The sequence below is a fragment of the Rhodopirellula islandica genome, from assembly GCF_001027925.1.
In the GTDB taxonomy this organism is placed as follows: Bacteria; Planctomycetota; Planctomycetia; order Pirellulales; family Pirellulaceae; genus Rhodopirellula; species Rhodopirellula islandica.
The window spans coordinates 16,688-38,875 of sequence record NZ_LECT01000035.1; the positions used below are offsets into that span (position 1 = coordinate 16,688).

8 protein-coding genes are annotated in these 22,188 nt (G+C 57.7%); 4 read left to right on the top strand and 4 right to left on the bottom strand.

The window, feature by feature from the left end; all coding sequences use genetic code 11:
* Positions 1–31: 31 nt before the first annotated feature.
* From RISK_RS17660 to RISK_RS17670, 3 genes are all read right to left on the bottom strand, one after another.
* The gene (locus tag RISK_RS17660) at positions 32–10,690 is read right to left on the bottom strand and encodes a PVC-type heme-binding CxxCH protein (protein WP_047815660.1); all 10,659 of its coding nucleotides are present in this window, start codon (positions 10,688–10,690) and stop codon (positions 32–34) included.
* Positions 10,687–15,033, bottom strand: a complete 4,347-nt coding sequence (locus RISK_RS17665; RefSeq protein WP_102017621.1) for a hypothetical protein — start codon at positions 15,031–15,033, stop codon at positions 10,687–10,689. Before RISK_RS17665 ends, RISK_RS17660 begins: the two co-directional genes overlap by 4 nt.
* Positions 15,034–15,298: 265 nt before the next feature.
* Entirely contained in the window at positions 15,299–15,733 is a 435-nt protein-coding gene (locus tag RISK_RS17670) for a hypothetical protein (RefSeq protein ID WP_236696410.1), read from the bottom strand.
* 177 nt (positions 15,734–15,910) lie between these two features.
* On the opposite strand from RISK_RS17670, the gene RISK_RS17675 reads away from it, so the two are divergent.
* The 4 genes from RISK_RS17675 to RISK_RS17690 all read left to right on the top strand — a co-directional run bounded on the left by RISK_RS17675 (position 15,911) and on the right by RISK_RS17690 (position 20,263).
* Complete coding sequence (locus tag RISK_RS17675; protein WP_047815661.1) at positions 15,911–17,164, top strand: sensor histidine kinase; 1,254 nt, start codon at positions 15,911–15,913, stop codon at positions 17,162–17,164.
* Between the two features lie 79 nt (positions 17,165–17,243).
* A complete protein-coding gene (locus RISK_RS17680) occupies positions 17,244–18,707 on the top strand; it encodes a S41 family peptidase (protein ID WP_047815662.1) in 1,464 nt (487 codons plus the stop codon).
* A 219-nt stretch (positions 18,708–18,926) separates the two neighbouring features.
* On the top strand, positions 18,927–19,307 hold the full coding sequence (locus tag RISK_RS17685) for a heavy-metal-associated domain-containing protein (protein ID WP_047815663.1): 381 nt from the start codon (positions 18,927–18,929) through the stop codon (positions 19,305–19,307).
* A gap of 26 nt (positions 19,308–19,333) precedes the next feature.
* The gene (locus tag RISK_RS17690; protein WP_047815664.1) at positions 19,334–20,263 is read left to right on the top strand and encodes a sirohydrochlorin chelatase; all 930 of its coding nucleotides are present in this window, start codon (positions 19,334–19,336) and stop codon (positions 20,261–20,263) included.
* A 75-nt stretch (positions 20,264–20,338) separates the two neighbouring features.
* On the opposite strand, the gene RISK_RS17695 is transcribed toward RISK_RS17690, so the two are convergent.
* Positions 20,339–20,890 (bottom strand): hypothetical protein, encoded by a 552-nt coding sequence (locus tag RISK_RS17695; protein WP_047815665.1) that lies wholly within the window; start codon positions 20,888–20,890, stop codon positions 20,339–20,341.
* Positions 20,891–22,188 lie beyond the last annotated feature (1,298 nt).

Consider the following 22,188-nt stretch of genomic DNA (forward strand, 5'->3'; position numbering starts at 1 on the left):
GATTCAGTGGTGAAGGTGCAGCCGGGCGGCATCACAAACCTTCCGCGGTGTACCGCCAGCGTTTCAGATATCCAATCAGATCCGACATCTGATCAACCGACAAGGTTTGTTCCATCCCACTGGGCATCAAAGAAGCGTCGACCGCACGAAAGGTTTCGATGTCATCGCGACTCACTCGGCGTTGTTGGTTTTCCGCTTCCAGCAAAGTGACGGATTCGGAATCTTCCTTGTGCAGCAACCCTGAGACGACCTCGCCATCCACCGTCAAGATTTGATAACGCGTGAAGGAAGCGTCGATGGCTGCATCGGGATTCAGGACCGCGACCAGCAACGCTTCCGCGGTTTTGGTGCGACTGTCACTGATGTCAGGCCCCACGGCATGCCCCACGCCTTCCATGCGGTGACAATTGGAACAGTGTTGTGCAAACAACTTTCGACCGCTGGAAACATCCGCGCTCGAAAACCGGCTCGCGACTTCGGCGTACTGCTTCAGGACCTTGGCTCGATCCTCGGGCGGTGCAAACGTTTGATTGGCGAGTTCACGAATCGCTTTGTCGCGATGAGAACGCAAGGCGTTCGCGGTGGTCGCATCCACAAACGAACGAGGCAGATGCTCTTGCTTGACCGCCAAAAGCAACCACTTGGCGGTGTCGGAATCAGAACGAGCTCGTCGGCAGACCACAGCACGTTCCTCCGGTCGCCAGGGATCCTGATGTGAAACCAAAATCGAACGCGTCCATTCAGGGTCCGTTTTCAACAGCCCGTCCAAGATGCGCGAACGCAGATCGGCGCCCGTGGAATCCGTCAGTCGATCACGAAGTTCAGGGGAATCGGGAGCGAGTGGAAGCAATACCTCCACCGCATCTTTGCGTCGGCCATGGTCCTGATTGGGATCCACCAAGGTCGCTTTTGCGGTCTCCGCGACAAGAGCGAAGAAATCCACTTTGGTACCGTTGATCGCCGCCTTGACCTTGGCGGTCGATCGCACGCCCGTGATCCAGTTGGCGACGAATTGGAACGCGTCGTTTTTGTCATCGACGCTTGAAATCAGATCCAGTGTTGTCTCGGGATCGGTCGCGGCTGAACGCCGAATCCAGCGCAGAAGATTGGATCGATGGGCGGCAGTGAGTTGGGTTTCGTCCACTTCAATCGATCGACGAACGAGTTCCTGCAGCATCGGTGGCGGAACAGTGGGAAGCAGTTTTGCGACCAAGTTCGAATCCGCTTGTTCCACCGCAAGCTTGTTCAGGGAGTCCGTGACGGATTGGAATTCCGCGGACTGCGGATGACTTGCGATTGCTTCGCATGCGTCCGACGCGAGAAAGGCTTCCAAGGCAACGCGGCGGACCAACGGACTGTCGTCACGCACGAAAGAACGGAACGTTTTCGCGTCCCATCGGGGTGTGAGCTGCGCGGCAATGGCTCGCAGGCGAGGTTCCGATTCGGTGGTGAGCTTGGATTGTTGTGCGGGAGCGAGGCGTCCGAGCTGAGCCAGCAAGGTGGCCACACGGGCTTGGGTGGGCGGGTTGGTTTCAGGTGATTGCAGCAGTTCGGAGAGTTTCTTCTCGACGAGTGGCTTGGACGTTGGATCAGCCAATCGCTGCGTCAGGTGCAGGGTCGCCAAGGATCGGCGGACAGGATCGTCGGAACGCAATGCTTCGATGGCGTCTTGGTTGTTTTGAATGGACTGAAAGCCCGACTCGGCACCCGGCGGAATCAAACGCCAGATGCGGCCAAGGTTGTTGCCGTGCCATGTGTCGGGGCGGTTCTTCAGTTCCTCGGGCGCCCAATCGGGATGCTCGATCACGGCGCGAGCCATGTCGAGCACCAGCACTGCGTCATGTTGATCGGCCACCAAGTCCACCGGGCGAAACCAGGTGTGTGCATTGGCGAGCCACTCGGTTTCAGCTGGCTCTCGCGTCGCTTGCCAGTTTTCACCATCAAATCGCAGTTGCTGTCGTTGGACCAGGGATCCGGTCGGTTCACAAACCAGCAACCACTCGTCGTTGACCGCCAACACACCGCAAGCGGCGCTGAATTGACCGGCATGAAGATGGCTGGTCGTCCAGGCATCGCTGATCGGATGAACCTCAGATTGTTCACCTGCGGCGGCGATGTCCAACAACGCATCAACCGGTGCCAATTCACGATCTCGTCGGATTGTGTTGGCGTCCAGGACCGCCTGGATCGCGGGGTTGCGATTGCTGCAACCGATTCGGCGACCGAAATCATCGATCGTCAAACCGTGTTGGCTGTTGCCGGAGACTCTTCCCCAGTGGCCACCGCGAGGGTCGAAGCAAAAGTCATTTTGTGAAAGCGTGAGGGGGCCAGTCTTGGAATCGAACAGAGGGGCGACCGCTTCGATCTTTCCGCCACGCAACCCGTTGGCGACGTAGACCAGTCCATCCGGTCCGAGAGTTGGATGGTTCGCTCGCAGTTGCTCATTGCCCGTCGTGAAGCCACGGAACCAAGTTTGGTGATCGTCTGCCAATCCGTCTCCGTCGGTGTCTCTCAGCCAAGCGATCTCTCCCGCCAGCGTCACGATCGCTCCATCGAGCCAGGCATCCGGCGTGTCGGAATCCTGTTCGCCTGATTTTCGCGAGGGCCATGGCAGCACTCCCGTTGCGAAATTGAGCCCCTCCGCAAATGTGGTGGCTTGGTCCATCACGCCATCGCCATCGGTGTCACTCAGGACACGAATCCTGCCCTTCGTCGGTTTGACATCCTCGGCAGGTTGTGGGTAGTCGGGCATTTCGACAACCCACAATCGACCCTGCGGATCCCATGCGGCTGAGACTGGATCGATGGTCATCGGTTCGGCAGCAACCAGTTGCAATTTCCACCCCTCCCGCAATTGCATCGTGTCGGCGATGACGGACGGGCTGGGGGATTCGTTGGGCTGTGCCGCCACGTGTTCGAAAGGACAGCCGCACAGGATGAGAACCAGCAAGGCAGAGGCCCACAAACGCAATCGCCTTCGAAGCGTTTTCCAAAACGTCTCGAATCCGCTGAGCATCACCGCGGTGACCATCAAAGCAAGTGCGAGTGGGATGGGTGCTAAAATCATTGCGATGCATCCAAGTCCAAAAATCCAGGTCGCGGGGTGAGCCATCAAGTCCTGAATGTTCGTCACCCAGTTTGCTTGTGGGGTGTTGCGTCGAGTTCGACTGGGTTGCAAACGCAAGACGATCAACAGACAGGCACTGGTCAATAATAGCAGGAACCGCATGCCATGCTGTGCCCACTGCATGGTCATCGACGATGGGGATGCCGTCGACCATTGCGGGGGCAGCGATTGTTCACTCGACTGATATTGGCTGTCCACGATCCAGCGGTCTGGCTGTTGACTTGTGAGCACAAAGGACCACTGGCCGTCACCCAGTTTGGATGCTTCGTTGAGTTGCCACCATTCATCGGTTTCGTTGGCCGAGTAACGTTGGATTTGCAACGCCAGAAAAGACTCCATTTCACTCCATGAAAACAGAGATTCCGGCGGGCGGTTGGTCAGTTCAGCGGAAAGTCGCTCCAGCGATACCGAGTCCTCGATGGAAGCATTGGTCGGGTCGAATCGGGTGCCAGCGGATTGGCTGATCGAGGCGTAACGTTGTAGCCAAGTTTTCATCCAGGCGGCGACTTCTTCATCGCGGCGATCGGCCAACGAATCGGAAGCGGCGGCAATCGAGCGAACGGTGTTGGTCGCCAAGATTTGCCAGCGTTGATCCGAGGTGATCGCTTTCCATCGATTCCCCTTGGTTGCCAAGTTTTCTTGGTTCGAACCGCTGGTGTCTGGTTTGATGGAAGTGACGTTTCCTTCGTCTGGATCGTCAGTGGTTGCGACGGCGGCAGCCGAAGTTGGATTGGAAAGTGCAAGCAAATTCGCTGGGTTGCTTCGCCGAGACAGCAATCGGGTGTAGGTGCACGGAGGCGGCGTTTGAATCTCATCCCATGAAGGTGTGCTTGATTCTCGCTGGTTGGGTTTTCGAAGTCCTTCATCCATTTCCAGTAGAACCTCGATTCCCTGGCTGAGACGGCTCAACGGCAACAGGAATTGGAGCTTCCCTTCTGGTGCCGGGATCACGTCTGCCGGCAGTCCATTTGTCCAACCCGCCACAAAATGAGCGTGCTCTGGCAGGTTCAGCGTCAAGTGAGAGGCATCGCCGGGAACGATGTCAAACCGACTGACCAAAAAACGATCGTTCAGCAATTGGTGGTCCGCATGCACGATTGCAGCGACGTTGTTGGTCTTGCGTAACGGTTCCAGTTCCACCGACCAGTTCTCGCTCGCGACTCGGAAGTAGCTGTGTTCTTCGTTGCCGTCAGAGGTCCGTTGAGTGAGGGTTGGGGCCGTGTCTTCCTCGTTCGAACGGCTGGCCGGTTCGTTGTTGGTCGGTGCCTTGTCCGTCGCGACGACCGTGTCCGTCGCGACGCTCTTGGCGAGGGCCTCTTGGGCCGGCAGATTCCACCTTGGTTGCGGCATGGGTTCGACACCGTTGGTTTCCCAGCGGATCGGAGCGTTCGTCAAGCGGTTGGGAACCACGATGTCGGTGCGCGCACGCTGTGATTGCAACACGCGAATTTTGGGGACACTCACACGCAACAAATCACCCGCCGCGAGCCGGCTGGTCAGGCGAATGGAGCGGATGCGTTTGTCGGCCAAGCGAATGCGGATGACCTGCCGAGCGGGACTGAGCGTCGGTTGACGCGTTGACGCACACAGCGGATGGATTTGCAGCGCGTCGCACCACCGCGACGGCATTTCAACATCGAGGAAGTCCGGTGATTGCTTGGAATTCAACTGAATGTCCGTTTGAGCGATCCAGCGTCCTTCTTCCCACCGCAATGCAACCCGGACATCCGTCTGAAAAGGGTGGCGGATCGGAGTCACCCGAAATCGAGCGTCTCCCAGCACATTCAACGCGGAGTCACGAATCAACCATTGATCAATCAGGATCTTCCCTGCAGCGAGCATGGACGCTGGGCCCGCGTCCCCTGACTTTTCGCCTTCCAACGGAGGGGGCGTCTTCCACTGGATGTTGGCGTTGGCCGAACGTGAGACAACCACTTCATTCACGGAGGAGATGTCACCGATGGAATGCACCGGTTCGATGTGCATCAACGCCAATGCATTGTCATTTGACTTTCGCTGTGCAACTTGAGCTTCCACCAACACCTCCATTCCTCGGCCTTCGTAGCGGATCAAAAGACAATCGTGGTTGTCTTCTCGAACCAATTTCCACTGCGTGCCTGAGGCGGCTGATCCCGAGTCCATCGGATTGGTGGTCGGATCAACGATCGCATCCTCTTCCTCATCGTCGAGATTGGTGGTCCCGGGAGCCTCGGAAGCCACGCCACCGGCAGCGGCCGGAGAAGTGTCGGGCAGGCCAGGTTGTTGAATCCGCCAGTTGAAAATCTGTGCTTGGGGCGGAATCGCAATTTTGATCATCTGCGGACGAAAGCTCTCCGGCAGCGTCGGTGTGGTGTCCTCGCCATTGGGATCGATGGTTCCAAGCACCGGATTGGTGGTGGCGGAATCCGCGGCAACCGGGTTCGGGTCAAAGGTCGCTTCGAGACGAATGGATTGGTGCGACGCATCCAAGTGGATCTCTTGCTTCGCATGAAAGACCAAGCGGCTCCGGTCCACAATGCCGATGCGGACAATCGGGGTGGTACCAGAACTCTTGGCGGCTCGGTCGAGGCGACTGATGGATCCCGACCATTGGGCATAAAATTGTTCCGCCGGAACCCGTTCGGTACCCAAGGAAGCGGGCCACAGCGGCTGCAGTTCACTCGACAGCGTCCAGGCCACCAACGTTTCCGAAAAAACGGTGCGTGAATTGGCGAGGGTTGAGTCGGCGTCTTTGGGTTCTTGCCAGTGATCGTGCAAGGAGAGACCGGGACAGCTCAGGACACGTTCGTCATCGACCGGCGACTCGGGTGGATTGTCAGAGTCATTCGGTTCCGTGTTGTTCGCTTCGGATTCGGGGGCACCGGATCCTGCTGACCAAGCCGAACTGAGGTCCCAGACCAATCGAATGGGTTCGGTCGATGAACTGACGCGTGTCAGCATCCATTGGTTAGTCGTTTGCCGCAGCAACTTCCAGTCGCGAGAAAGCAAACGTGGGATCGAGGTGGTTTCTCGATGGAACCGAAGGATGACTTCACCGCCGGGGGGAGGTGATTGCAAAGGCTCCAACTCACATTCGACGGAACAATGGTTCGTGGTGGCGTTCAACCAATAACGCCGTTTCCATTGCAATGCGCTGTTCCAAGCCTCCGGCAGTTGTGTCTCGCCGTCGGCGTTGTTGGGTGTGTCGGCTTCGCTTTCGGAGGCCGGGACGATGTCGCTGGCAAGAGCATCGGCGGTTGCTTTGCTTTGCAAATGAATGTGCAGTTGGCTGCATGGTCCAATGGCGAACTGATTGGATGAGATGACGCCAAAACCAACTGGGCGATCCACCGCTGGCCACGCAATGTTGTCCGTCACCACCCGGTAATTGTGAATGCGGTAGTCGCGACGCACGACCAAACGAGCTTGTGGAAGACTGGGCAGCTCCGTCGTGATTTGCGTTCCTGTTGCGCGATGTGAGGTTTCGCATCGCAGACGAAGTTGCAGGTCGAATCGTGTGCCGGATGGAACCACAATCAGTGTCCCCGGCTGGTCGTCGGTGGTGGTCGTCAAGACTCGCGTGCTTTCGTCCGGGCGGATCAGCACCAACTCTTCGATGGATTCAGGCGAGAACGGAAGTCGAAGTCGACTGCTGGGCAGGGACGTTTCCACGGTGAATCGTGCCAGCAATTCGATTGGGAATTCTTCGCGAGCCAAGCTGATGGCTCGTTTCGAACGTTCGGAGGTCAAATCCAATTCGTAATTCGTATTCAGGAACGAAACCTGGCGAACACGCTCATCTGATCGGATGAGAAACAGGTCCTCATACAACGACTCGGGAATGTACGCTTTGTTGCCCATGGGTTGGTTGTTGGAATCCAATGGCACCAACACGTCCCTCGTTTGTGCGGATGCCACGCCACCGCTGATCACGAAGGTTCCGATCATGGCCCAGCCGATCCAGTTTCGTAGCAATGCGGAACTTGAAAAATCGCTGGGTGGATCTCCACCCGCCGAATGGGACGGGGAAGCGGAGCGATTCGATGGAGCGGGGCCGGCCGGCGGTTGCCGCACCGACGATTCGGATCGATGAGAAGATTGCCAATGTTGAGTCGTCAAACGCAGCAAGCTGATCGTCAACGGCAAGGCGACCCAGGCAGTCAACGAAACAAACGTTTCCGGCCACAGGAGCATCGCGAAAAGGCTCAACGCCAGACCGCAGGCGACTCCCCAACGCGCTGCCCAGCCTGCGATGAGACTGATTGCGAGGATCACCAATGCACCGACCCAGCCGACTCCAATCACGATCTGGGAGAAGATCAAATGCGGTGCCTCGGAAGAACCTAGTAGTGGGATTTGCAGGCTGTCTTCGGCCGGGCTGACGCGCAGCTGCGAACTCAATGTCAGACCGACGACACGCAAATCCGAAATCTGTGTTCGTCGCAACCACGACGTTTCAAACGACGTGGTCGTCCACTCCATTTCCAAGACCGCTTCGGATTGAGGGGGGGCTGCAAACCGAAGGTGATGTTGACGGGTCATTTCCGGTTGCACTTCCACCCCATTGATTCTGGCCTCAATCAGGTGAGCGTCCCAAGGGAATTCGACTTCGATGGGCTGCGTGGCAACGATCTCAAAACGGGTTCGAACTCGATCGGCGCCACTGGCCGAAGCAATCACATGCGTGAGTTGTTGACGCACAAGGTTCGATGGCGGCATTTGGTTTTTGCGACGAACCTGGATGACCACGTGCGGAGAGGTTTCGTAGCGATAACGAAAAGACGCCGTTTCAGCAGCGATGTTGGCGGTCGGGATACCCACCAAATTCGCCACCGGATGAGCCAATTGCAGTTCCGAGTCGATCGACAGTTCGCAGGTTTGTGAGGTTGCGTCTGCCAAGCGGAACAAACCGATTGGATGTGACTCCGATTTTGCATGCTTGTGGGGTTGGACGTCGCTGTCGCTGGTCGGATGGATGCAAGTCCCGATCAAGGAGGACTGGTCACTGAAGTTCCGTGGCACCGGAATGCTCCACTCAAACCATCCGCCGGTTCCAACCGGTGCTGGCGTGGCCTGGGCGACGTCGGTGGCGAGTGGGGGTTCGCCCTCCCGTTCCGGTTGCGGTTTCATGGATTGACGCGGTACCCACCGCAGCACGATTCCTTCGTCCTCCACGGAATTGAATGCCGATGAAGGCGAAAGGCGAGTTTGCCATTTCACGTCTTCCGGTGGAGATTGTTCGGATCTTGCAGCCAAGCGAACTTTGACGGACCGCGATGTCTGCGGCAAACCTTCGACTTGTACCTGCACCCGTTGTTGGATGCCGTTGCGAACCATCGTCAAGCTGGTTTGGCACGAGCCGACGATGGTGCTGTCGGGGGTTTCCAAAGTGAGGGAAGGTGTTTGGCGAATCGATTGACTCAGGACGATCGCATCACCAGGAAGTGGCGCAAAGAAACGTCGTTGCTCGGTGGACAGCTCCGAGAATTCGATTCGCGAAGGCGTGATCGCGGTTTCCGCTGTCCAGCCCATGTCCGCCGGTGGAATCACCGCCGCCGTCATTTGCCCAGGGCAATGGATGACTCGTATCATCCACAGGGCATTCACGCGAGGGTTGTTGGGGTCTCGCCGGGTTTGTCCTGTGGCACGGATCTCCAGGGTTCCCTCCCCACTGGATCGTGTTTGAATTTCATCGGGACTTGGCCAAACCGTGATGCGACGACCGCGGCGATTGGGAGCGTTGATGGTCAGGGTTCGGCGAGTTTCGCCCACTGTGATCGAATCGAAGGAGAAACCATCCTGGATCTCCAGCTGAATGGGCGCCAATCGATCGGAGGCCATTGTCAATTGAATCGAGCAACGCGCTTGAATGGCGTTGTCTTCGAGCAGGAATCGAGCTTGATGATCCGCGTAGAGAAGCGGCTCGGATTGGGCCAGTTGGAGTCCCCATGAGTTCGCCAGCGAAGGAACCGGCGCTGCATCGGGATTGCCTGTGTCATCGGTCGTTTCAGAAAGCAACTTTGGATCCCAAGGGGCTCGCGAAACAGGCGGTCCAATTGCGTTCCAAATCGAAGTGGAGTCGGACGACGAGGCAGCCTCCTTTGGGGGCGGTAGGAGTTGCCAGTCGTCCGGCAATTGCCAACCTGTTGCGAACAGGTGCGCGGGCATCGTCCACTGCAATTGCCACGGCGCCGCGGAGACCACAAACGAAGTGGGGAAGATCGGCTCCGGCAGCGAGATGGAATCGCCGTTTGGATTCAGTGGCGAAGTTCCTTCCACCAAGATGACCCGTGAATCGGCGGCGGGAGGGACGTCGGCTTCGTCGATGGCAGCCAATTGGATGATCGACGCAGGTGATGCTTGGGAAATGGCGTCTTCGGGATGTGTGACCAAGGGGCGAGAGGTGAACGGGACTTCACGCTCGTCAACCTCGATGCGAGTCACATCGCCTCGCAGCCAAACCCAAGGAGGGATGGAGGCGATGGGCTGAGGGTCGATGACCAAACGACATTGCCAATTCAGAATCGAGCCATCGTGATCCAACGTCATCCGGCAACCGCGAACGATGGTTGCGGTTTGCACTTCAGCAGCGGCCTCATCCAACGTTTGCAATTGCAAATCCAATCGCTGTGAACCAGCCGATTCGACGAAGATCCAACGACTGTCTTCTGGCGGCGAGCCGCTGAGGTTGTTGTCAGAGATGTTTTCGTACCAACTGGGCAGCGCCTCCGTCGGGACTTCTCGCAACACCGCTTGCTCGCAATGCAGTCTCTGGTTGGCGGGGACTTGGATCCACAACCGCGAAATCAAAGCCCGTGGCAGTCCGAGTTCCCAGCGGCTTCCGTTCCATGTGGGCATCGCCTGTTGTCGCCAATCCCATGCCAGCGTTCGATTGGCCAGTGGCCGATCCGAACCACTGGTGACGATGGTGAGCAATCCAGAATTGCTGGACTCAAAGAGAGCGGTCGACGAGTCCGTTTCAAACCCCGATTCGTCATCCATTTCACGCAGTCGGGAGACGGCAAAGCTGACTTTGCCAAACGGTTGTCGGTTGCCGGCTTGGGACGAAAACAGCATCCGACTTGCCTTGCTGTTCAAGGCTCCGTCTTGAATCGTCGCCACCATTTCGCATTCTAGGATGTCGTCGGTCGATAACTCGGGATCCACTTTGGCTGCTTCGTCCAGTGCTTGGCTCAGTTCGTCAGCAGCAACGGGGCGAAAGTCATCCGGCACCAGTCTTGCGATCTGGGAACCAAACAGCGAGATCCAACGCAAGGATTCGTCGCTGCGTACCTGTTGCGCGAGCGCTGTCCACTGAGCCAACGTCTCGGACGCTTCCCGGGAACGGGCTTCGGTTTCCACCGGGTTGACCGCAGTGGGCTCCTTCTCGGTTGATTCTTTCTCAACCGATTCCTGCGGTTCTGAGGTTTCATCCGCCGAGTTTTCGTCCGTGGCTGTCTCGGTGACTTTTTCGCGATCGAGGGTCTCGGTCGGAGGGTCGTCAGCGAGGGCCAGTGAGGTCAGCGTCATCCAGGTTGCCAGGATCATCATCCCGATCGATCTGTTCGATCCGTATCGCTTCATGATGAAGTTCCTGGGGAGTGGCTTGCCGTGGCTCCTTCTTCATCAATGCCTTCATCCGACGAATTGGGAAGCGAGTCCAAGTCTTCGTTGGAACGCTGGCCTGAATCGACACGGCGGCGTGAAGATCCGTTGGGGGCATGCGGGTCCGCTACTTCATGGGTGACGGATCGTGAGCCCGGTGAGGAACCCTGTCCCTTTCGGTTGAGGTGAGTGGAGCCATAAGGCGGGATCTTCTCGGAAGCACGCGAGGCACCGGATGACTGCAGAACACGCTCGGAGGTCGGGGGCGAAATCAATGCCGAGATGGCGTAGAAAACCGCCACCAGAACCAACGAGATCATGATCAGCTGCGCAGTCACAATCACTCCATCAGGAGCAGCGACCAAAACACCAGCCAACACCACCGCCAGCAAGATGATTGCAAAGGGATGCCGGCTCTTCGGGAACAACTGAGTCGAGGCTGCAAGCAACAACGATAAACTGCCCACTGCCAACCACATCAAGGTCCGTGACACGGTCAACGCTGAGAACGCATGCGGGTCGCTGGAGTAGAAAAGGTATTGGTTGCTAGGAACGGTGAACGCGGCATTGGCCGTCGATTCTTTGAGTGAACTGAGCAGCGAAGTGTTGTCTTGGAAGGGGAACGTGACCCATTCCAGCAACTCGGTGTCATCGACGATTGGCTGCCGAGACAATCGCAACTGCTCGCGTTCCCAACGCATCAAGCGACCACAGGACGACGAAGCCCAGAACAGGTGGGAGTCGGTGGGAACCGACAATTGCCAATCGATTTGGGCCGATCCAATCGGCAGCTGCATCAGCGGTTCAATGCCGGTCCACCACGGACTGGCTTCCGTTTCGGTCCACAGGCGAATGTCCAGGAGGTGTCGAGAGGGCGCGTCGGGATCGCTCGTCTGCGTGGGGCCCACCCCTGCGATCGCCGGCATGTCGATTCGCAATTCGCTGCGACCTCGCGAGGTTGGGATGAGGTTCCCATTCAATCGAGTTTCAATGCGAATGGTTTTGAGTTGTTCCGACAAACCTATCGAAATTTGTCGCCCGCCTTCGACAACCGCGATCAATTGTTCATGGCGTGTGCGTTGACCGACCAAGCTTCGAAGCACCGCTCGAGTGACGCGAACAGGGGATTCTTCGAGTGATTCCTGTTGGAATCGCAATGAGAATGGAGCGTCCGGAATCGAAGTCAGCGACCATTCATTGGTGAGGATTGGGGCGGCACCGTTTTCAGATGACGCCAACTTTCGAGTGCCGGAAAGCAACCGTTCATCGCCGACGGTGGCCATCCAAATCTGCCCCACACCGTCAACGACCGAATTGGGAAGGTTCAGACGATAGTCCTTTTCCAGTGTGACTTGGTCAGCGATCGGGGTTGGAATGGCGACGAGGATTTGGTCCACGATGGGCGGCGGATCCGTGTTCGATGGATGGTCCGTGGCACCGCCCGGGGCATCGTCCTGCGAGTTCGCAGGCACACCCTCACCATCGGAAGCATCGCTTGGCGAGTTCTCGCCATTGGCCAGCGTCGGTTGGTCCTTGGTTTCGGCTGAGCCATTGGCAATCGTGCTGGAATCCCCCATGTCGTCAACGACCTCGCTCGGGTCGATGCCGTTGACGGCGTCGGACTCAGGGCGGATCAGCGTTTGGGAATCCTTGGGCGCATGCAGAAGGTCCCGCAACAAGGATCGCGAAACCAGTTCAATCTCATGGGTTCCGACCGACAGACGAGGCGTGACGATTTCGTATTGGATCCAGCCATCGGAAAGGGAGTCCGATTCCGATTCCCGAACCATCGCTGGCACGCCATCGACGACCGAGGTCCACTGGACGTTTTGCTCGTCGGGCGTCGGGATTTCAAACGGCAAGATGCCTTCTAAATCGATGGTGCTGGTGAGCGTCCAACGGGTTTGGCTAATCCACTGGTTTCCTTGCGTGCCCATCGAGGTGCTGCCAGCGAGGTTCAGACGCAATGGGCGTTCCGTGAAATTGCCGGTCACACTCCATGGTCCGTCCACCGACAGCAGCCGAAAACGGCTGGAGGAATCATTGTTGATGCGTTGGAGGTTCTCGCTTTGAGAGAGATCCACGGACCATTGCAGACGTTTCGCATCGGTGACGTGAAGCGAGGCTTCCGTGACGGCACTGGACGATTCGTTCGTTTGCAGTTTGGGGAGTGTCAGCGTGAGAGGATCGGAGACCATCTCCTCGGTGACGATGCGTTCGCAAGTGATCACGTATTGGCGAGGCCATTTGCCATCGGACGCATCGGCTTGCCACTGCACCAAACCTTCGGAGATGGAAACATCGAGTTCCGTCTCTGCGTCATCGGCCGTCAGGTGCGTCAAACGCCATCCCGACAAATCCAACTGCATGTCTTGCGGGTCGATCCCAGCACCACTGGATTGCACCGTCATCACGGATCGAGCCAGGCGGTTGGCCATGCTTAGGTCGATCGCAATTTTCAGACGTTGTTGTCGCTGCTTTCCTGACAACCAAACGGGCAGCTGAAACGCGTCGCGTAGAAACCGAAACGTTTGAGCACGTTCGCCGACATTGACTGTGGCGGCATCCGATGCGATCGCTTCCACACCCAACCGCGGACGCCACCGAAGTCGGTGGTCTTCCGCGGTGATCACGGTCACGGTTCCGCGATGACCGATTGCATCGGGGACTCGGGGCAACTGCATGATCCAAGGGGTGGTCGCGGAAGCTTCGGGAACCGGCAAACGCAGTTGCAAGCGAACCTCGACCAGCGACGTCGACGTCATCGCGTCGGCGCGATCGGTCGAAAAACGAACGCGACGTGTGGGCGCAGAACTGGATTCTGGCGGTGGATTGGTCTTGGGTTGATTCTGCGAGGTTGCACTGTTCGGTGGATCGTCCCCCAACAAGGTCATCGTCCAGCCCGAATCGGAGACATCCATGGCGGTGCCCGTTTCAAATGCCGTGTCGCTGACTTCGTCGCCACCATTGGTCTCAGGCGACAGTGCGTTGTCTCGGCTGTCGTCGTTGATGGCCACTTCAGGACTGCCGAGCAGGACCGCTCGTTCGGGCAACTCAATTTCAAAGTCGTCCAGCTGCCCTCGCAAGTTGCGAACGATCATCTGAACTTGCATGGTGGGAGGGTCGGCTGGGGATTCCCAACGCAAGGTCGCGTTGGATTCGGTTTCCAACAGGCGAGCGGCCTGAGTGGCCGAAGGCAGCCATTGCCACTTGAACGCGAATTCACCGCCTTGGCTGTCGATTTCAAAACGCGAACGTCGTTTCGACTCATCCTCGGAGTCCGATTCTCGGCGGGCCAATTGACGCAAGACTTCACGTCCATTGCCGACGATCTCAGCGGTGATCAGAGGAGGCGAATTCCGGTTGGCTTCCCATTGGTGAGGGTCGACAGAGATTTCGACCCGCGTTGGGACGGTCGGCAGTGACAGGGGCAGGAAGCTGGTCAGCGGTCCCAGACGGCGCACTCGCGTGGACATCTTCAATTTGCAAATGCAGTCGATGGGGTTGTTGGGCGAGGCGGCTTCGGCAGGCAGGACAAGTTCATAGCTCAACCCAGCATTGGCTCGTGAAGAGTTTCCTAGGGCGGCGTTGCCGTTGCCGTTGGCGGACGATGCCGCGTCCAGCAGCTCATCGCGTGCGGCGGCTTTGCTTTGGGCAACACGAACGAATGCACGCGCCAGTTCCCGCTCCGGTCCGGCATCCGAGGATGCCTCGTCTGACTCGGCGTCCCGATTCGAGTCGCTCTCGCGGGATCCATTGTTGAGACCGACGTCATCGTCATGGGGGACCATCTGAACCACCGCAGGTTCCAATAAATGGAAGCCGTTGAGGCCCAGGTCCAGGACAATGGGAGTCAACGTGCCCTCTCGAGTGCTTCGAGGGTCGATGACGAAGTGGCAGTCCAATTCGAATTCAGCACGCTGATCATGGGCCGAACCGACCAAGTTGATGCGTTGCAACGTGGCGCGGCGGTCTTGAACCTGAATGCCCTGTTCCAATCGACGCAAGCGATCGATTTCCTCGAATGACATTCGAGGCATGACCACAGGCGTTCCCGATTCGTCCAGAAACAAAAACGCATCGGGAGTGATACCGCCGGATTCGCCACGGATGATTTCCGGGAGGGGCGTGGTACCAGGAGGCTGCGCTGTGAGGTTGGCGGCAAAACCAATTGCGAAGAGCAGGCACGCTACCAGCCTGCCGCAGCCTGCCGGTCCGGGGAAGATCGTCGCGATGTTGGGCAGAAAGCGGACGGAGCGATCGCTCGCATCCCGGCGGCATCGGGATGCCGGCGCATGAATTTGGCCCGAGTACCGATCCATCGGTATCAGGAAGTGGAGAGTCGAGAAAGACGTTGGTCCGGTCAACGGGGCACCGTCACAGAAGAGTGGCGCGGCGATCAATCAGAAGAGGCTTCCCAGTTTACGCAAATCACGTGACCGGTAACAGCTTTTCCTGCCGAACCGGGCAACATCCAGTCATCTCAAAACCCCTTTCACCGCTACGATCTGACCAGACCGACCATTCTGACGCGGAAAAGAGCGGCGAGTCCCCCCCCGAAAAGCGATGCAGGTCGGTTTCAGAGATTTATCCCGCGTGGCGTCGTCGCCACAGGAACCGGAGGTAATCGAGCATCATCCACTGGACGATCAGCAGAGCTACGGGCCCGCCGAACAGGAAAAATTGGCTGACCTTTTCGTTTTCGAACCATTTCACTCCCGCCGCACCCAACGCCGACAAAGAGGCCATCACGAAGGCACCGTTGATCAGCAGCAAGCCGCAGGACAACACCACTGAACTGAGAGATGTCAGGCAACCACCCGCGAAATCGGCCAATGGCATCGAGGTCGCACCAATCCGCTCGGTTTCCTCGGGGGGCGAATCGGTCCGGTCGATCCCCATTCGCGAACCACGCTGCCCCTCAGGAACCTTCATCAAATCTTCTATGTTGCGAGATGCTGTGGAAAACACCAAACGGTAGACTGGGACGGTTTGGCGGTCACTGAATGAAAAGCGAGACATCGAGCATGCGTCCCAAATTAGCATGGCCGTTATCTGTGGATGAAACAACCTGCCAGTGATGTCACGTTTGCCTTTGTCGAATCGAATGACGGTATGAGCCCGGACGCCCGCCCAAGACCTTCACCGATCTGCTTTTCCCAACCACGATGGCGGTCGTTCGGTCCTGCCATCGTCGGGATGGTTCTGATTCTGATTTTGGTCATCGCCGGGGCATCCTCCTGGTTGGTCGGGGGGGGCAGTCTGGCCATCATCGGATTGTCGCTGGTGTTTCGCCATTGGCACGACACGCAACGGGACGACGCGGTTTCCGCTTACGTTCGCGAGAGCACCGAAGACATTCAAAAGTGGCAAGAACGGCTTCGTTGCCTGCACGCGGAAACCAAACAAAACGCCTCCGCGTTGTTGCAGCTCAGCGACGGGGTGATCGTGTTGGCAAAGGATTTCTCTGTCCTCCTGATCAACCCCTCCGCGGTTCGATTGTTGGGGCTGAAAAAGCGTGACGCGTTGCTCGGTCGTTGCTTCACCGAGTTGGTGCGGGTGCCTCAGTTGTTGGCGTCGATTCGTTCGGCGGTCAAAGAGCAGCAACCGCAGGAGTTCGCGGTGGAAGTGCACGACCAGGGTGTCATTCGTCCTTTGCGGGTGCGGGTGGATCTGATTGACACCGGCGAAGAGTCGAATTTGCAATTGTCGCTGCGTGATGAAACGGAATCTCGCCGCGTGGAGGACATGCGTCGGGAATTCATCGCCAACGTGTCGCATGAACTGAAAACACCCTTGGCCGCGATCAAGGGATACGCTGAAACGGTCGAGTTGGCGGTCCAAGACGATCCCGATGCGGCTCTGCACTTCATGCAGCAGATCACCGCGCAGTGCTTGCGGCTGGAACGATTGGTGCACGAAATGATGCAGTTGGCCAGGGCTCAGGCCGGGCCGGCAAACCTGCACCTGTCCAGCGTTTCACTGGCGGAAATTGTCGGTGACGCGATTCGGACTTACGAACCCGTTGCGGTCGCCAATGGATTGGATTTGATTCCGGAAATCCCACCCGGCAAGGCCAAGATCATTGCCGATCGAGAAGCGACGCTGACAATCGCCAACAACTTGATCGGCAACGCCATTCGTTACACCCCCACGGGAGGAGAGGTGCGGGTTTCGATCGAAGAACAGCCCGAGCATTGGGCGTTGATTGTGAAAGACACCGGGGTGGGGATTCCATCGGCCGAGCAAAACCGAATCTTTGAACGCTTCTATCGCGGCAGTCGAAACGAAGAATCCAGCACCAGTGGCACCGGGTTGGGACTGGCGATCGTCAAGCATCTGACCCAGGCTCAGGATGGCAATGTTTCGGTCGCCAGCACACCCGGCGAAGGCTCTCGTTTTTGTGTTTGCTTGCCTGCCGTGCAATCTTCGACGGAACTGAACCGGGTTTAGCAGAGCAGGGTTTCGTCGGACGGCGGTTGGCGTGATACGATGGGCGGGTTCTCGCTCATCTCCGTTTTCTGACCTCACCATGCTCCCACGAAACTTGACGCTGCTTTGTTCCGTGCTGGTCATCTCGTTCGCGTGTTATGTGATCCACCAGCGAACCAGAACCGCGATGATGGTGGGCGAAGCGTTGGAGATGATCGATCGATTCTACGTCGAGCCGGTCGACCGACGGACTCTGCTGACGTCCGCGATGGCGGGCATGACATCGACGCTGGATCAGCACAGCGAATACATTCCCCCGGTCAGCTACCAAGCGTTCCAGGACACGATTCACCAGGAATTTGCCGGCATTGGGATCTATGTCGATCAGCCGGTTGAAAACGAACCGGTCCGGGTGATCACCCCGCTGGTGGGCTCGCCTGCTCTTCACGCTGGGCTGATGCCGGGAGACGCCATCCTCGAAGTGGACCATGAATACGTCGGGGATTTGGACATCCGGTCCGTCAGTGAACGCTTGCGAGGCCCCATCGCAACCACCGTCGAATTGTTGGTCCAGCGTGGCGATGAAAAAGTCAAGTTGAGCGTGATGAGGGACACCATTCAGTTGGAATCGGTCATCGGGGATCACCGCGATGAAAACAACGACTGGGTGTTTCGTTTGAGGCAGCAACCAGACATCGTGTACGTGCGAATGACCAGCTTTGGTGACAAAACGGTCAGCGAACTCCGAAATGTGCTGAGCCGTTTGATGCCGAAATCAGATGTGTCGGGGGTGGTGCTGGACCTGCGCGGCAACGGCGGCGGGCTGCTCCATGCCGCGGTGGAAGTTTGCGATATGTTTTTGAGCTCCGGGAAAATTGTCAGCACCAAGACTCGCGGCGGTGTGGTCGAGGACGAGGTGTCAGCGACCGCCGGGACTTTGGTCCCACCTCGGATGCCGGTCGCGATCTTGATCGATGAGCATTCCGCCAGCGCCAGCGAAATTGTTGCGGCCGCGCTGCAGGACCATGGCCGAGCGACGATCGTCGGCACGCGAAGCTATGGCAAAGGAACCGTTCAGAATATCTTGCCCTTGGAATATGGACGCAGTGCTCTGCGACTGACCGTGGCCAAGTACTATCGGCCCAGCGACAAAAACATCCACCGTGGAATCGACGACACGGAAGAAGACGTGTGGGGAGTGAGCCCTGATCCTGGCATGAATGTGAAGGTCTCCGAAGAGGACCTCAGGCAATTGGCTCGCTTCTGGGAAGAGGCCTCGTACCCTTCTCTTAAAAATCGAGATTTGGCGGACGCTCAGTTGAAGTTGGTCGATCCTGATCGGGAGGTTGAGCCGGCTGCGGACGAGGGGGCCTCGGAACCGCAGAAGGAATCGTCCGAGCCGGAGCAGCCTTCGGCAGAGAACGAAACGACCTCCGAGAACGACGATTCGGAAGTTGAGCAACCACGTGCCAAATCGGCTTGGGATTTGGACGCGCCCTTGCGAACGGCCGTGAAGGCCATTCAATCGGAAAATGGAGCGGTGTCGAGGGCCACTGCAGCGTGACCAGGCTGGGGGCACATTGTCGCACTTCGCCAATGATTCGCCGCGATTTGCCGCGAAAAACGCTTGGCATTCGAGCGTGAAATTCATCTCTTTGGTTTGGCGGTTGTGATTCTGGATTCCGCATTGGTAAGCTAGATGCTGGGCTGAAACGGCGATGACGCTGTGATGTTGCCACCGCCAGGCCCTCCAAAATCACTTCCATTCAAGATGAGTTCCCCGATGAAATCGATCGTTTACGTTGTTGCCGCCTTGGCCGCCGTTGGAATCATGGTCGCCATTTCTGCCACGCCTGATCAGGCACCTGAAGTTGAAACAGCCACCGCCGCTGCCGTCGTCGCAACGCCGGAAGTCATGGCCGAAGCTGGCACGATGACTTTGGAAGTGCCTGAAATGCACTGCCAATTCGCTTGCTTCCCTCGTGTTCAGGAAACCCTGGAAAAGAACGAAGCGGTCAGCGAAGTCGCTTTGGTCGATCAGCCGGATCCGAACACTTTGACAGTCAAGAAAGTCGTCGTGAAGTATGACGCTGGGTTCGATGTCACCTCGGCTTTGGCCGCTTTGCAAAAAGAAGGTTTCAGCTCCGCCCAAAAGGTTCAGTAATCGGCTTTGCCCGCGAGGTTGGCTCGATGGAAGGTCGTTCACCTGCAAAGCAAGCCACCTCCAACCTGAACACAGGTCGAGATCTGCAGTCTCGGTCCAAGGGGCACTCGTCTCATGGAATTCTGCTGATCGGCCACGGGACTCGCGATCAACGCGGGACCGATGAATTCTTTGAGCTAGGCGAGAGATTGGCTTCGCGTCTGGCTGGACGAGCGATGGTTCAGCCTTGTCTGTTGGAGTTTCAATCGCCAACGATCGACGAAGGTTGGCGACGCTTGCTGGACGCCGGAGCGGAACGGGTCACGGTTTCGCCGCTGCTGTTGTTCGCCGCGGGGCATGCGAAGTCCGATATCCCCGATGCGGTGGAAAGCGTCGCTCGCCAGACGCAAACGCTCAACCGGATCGCTGGCTACAGCCGCCCGATTTCGCGACAACCTCACATGATCGATCTGGTTCGCGAGCGATTGATCGAATCGCTGGAATCAGCGGGGAAAGCCGGTGTTGGAACGTCTCCATCAACCGCGGTGGTGATGGTGGGCCGCGGCAGTTTGGATCCCTGTGCTTCTTCGGACATGCGATTGCTGACCGAAGTCACGCTCCGTGGACGCAAGCAAGAGGGGGCTCATTCGGGAACCGCTTCGCAGTCGATCGCGGATCGCTATGAGATCAACGCGGGTGGTTGGGGCACCACGTTTTATGCAATGGCTCAACCGCGATTGCCTGACACGCTGGAGCAATTGGCGGCAAGCGGTCGGTTCGGGCGAATCGTGGTTCAGCCACACTTGCTGTTTTCGGGGCGTCTGTATGACGCGATCGTTCGTCAGACAAACGAGGTCGCGGCGAAGTTCAGTGAGATCGATTTCGTTGTCTCACGGTACTTGGGGCCAGATGCCAAGGTGGCCGCGGCAATCGCCGATCGAATCGATTCCCTGCAATCCGAAAAGGCCGGCGAGTAGGTCCCCATTCCATTGGGGCAATCTGGTTTGGGGAGGTTGCCAATGTCAGTGGCAACCCAGGTGGTCGGACGTTGCTCAGTCAGGGAGCCTGCGGCGGAAGTTGGGGCGTTTCGCCTTGGGTAATTCTGCTTGATGTTCTTCCTGGTGCCGACGTCGTTCGACCGGAGAGGCGTAGTAGGTCAGGTAGGTGTCATTGTCATCCACACATCGCCATTCCAGGCACTTGCCCGGCGCGTCGACCTTTTTCTCGCAAGCGGGCAGGATGTCCTGGTAGATCACCCGATACAGTTGGCGATCCGATAGATGGTCGGTGTAGGTGAGTTTGATGTTTTGAGAATGCAGTTGCTGGATCGTTCGCTGCAGTTCCACCGACAACGCTGCATCATCCAGCGATTCAGGGGCGGGGATTTGCAGCGGTGGATCGAACCACTGGGCAATCGCGAGGGCAGGAGCTCGTTCCCAGGCCAGGATCGACGCCAGGTATTCGTTTTCCTTCTGAAGCGGCATGCTTCGCGTGGTCGGATCGTCGATGGAATCATCACGATATGGTTCCAGCTCGTCTCGCAGTCGAGCGTTGGTGAGAATCAAATCCACCTCGTCGATCATCGGCTGACTCGTTTCGCTCATGTTCTGATTACCCTTCGTCCTCTAGCAAAATCGCGTGACCGGGGCCCGTGCCCCGCACTCCGTTTGATTGGCGTCGATGCAACTCGCGGCGACACTCCCAAGCTATCCAGGCCAGCTCATGACTCAATCTGGAATTGAGTCAAAACAGCGAAGTCGAGAGATTTTTGCCCAAACGTGTGTGTCTTGATCGCTACGAACGTCACGATTTACCACGTTTCACGCCATTCGAGGCTTGCCGCTTCAACCTGCGAGCGCACCAAAAGTGCACGGTGGCATCTTGGGCATGGATGGCTCCGGAGGAGTCAGCGTCCGTAGCTCGGGGTGGAAGCCCCGGGACCAGCATGCCAGCAACACGACGGTGTCGCCCCGGATGGGGCCGTCCTGCTTCGCTCGGAGCGGAAACCCCGAGAGACCTCGAGCTCACAACCCGACGCGTGAGCGAGGGACCCACAGGCTCGTTGCATTGGCATGCGATCCCTCGCTCACGCTTTTTGGAGTTGCGCTTTTTGCGGGAATGGCCAACGGCCTCATTCAACATAGCCAGGGGCATCGCCCCTGGAGCAGAAGAACACGCACCCATTTTGGCCAACGGCCAAATTCAATTCAAAACGTGTGGGTTGATGTTGGCCGTTGGCCAACCAATTGTCCTTCGTTCTCGATCCCTGGGGCGATGCCCCTGGCTGCGATGACGAAGGCCGTTGGCCAACAAAACTCCAAAACTCACGCTTCGGGTTAGGATTCAATCAACAAGCCGTCACGCTTCGGGTTGTGATGGGTGGTCTTGGCCGACTCTGACGTGCAAAAGTGCCTTTTTATACCCCACAACTTCTGGGAGCCGTTTGCGTTGTAAATACAGGCGTTTCGAAGCCAAACATCCCTTGCCCAAGAACCATTCAGCAGGTACGCAGGTGTCATCGGGTATGTGAGCCGTTGGCGTTAGCCACGGTTTTCACGCACAACCGGGGCTAACGCCCAAACGGCTCACATGATTGTGCTTGATCATTCCTGCCGACCTGCTTCGTGTTCGATCAGCGGAGATTAGTGTTCCCTTGGCCGCTCTGGCGGAACACTAATCCACTCTGATCGGACACTAATCTTTGGTGTTTCGAGTTGTGGGGTATAAAAAGGCAAGAGTGCCCATCCTCCATACGTTGAAACGTCTTTGAGGACTGAGTCGACAAGCCGTCACCATTTGGCGCTCTGATTCCGAATGATGGAGGCCGCTCGCACGTTGCGTGACAAACTGCTTCTCACCGTGTTGTATGCAACCGGTTTGCGAGTCGCTGAGGTCGCCCGTT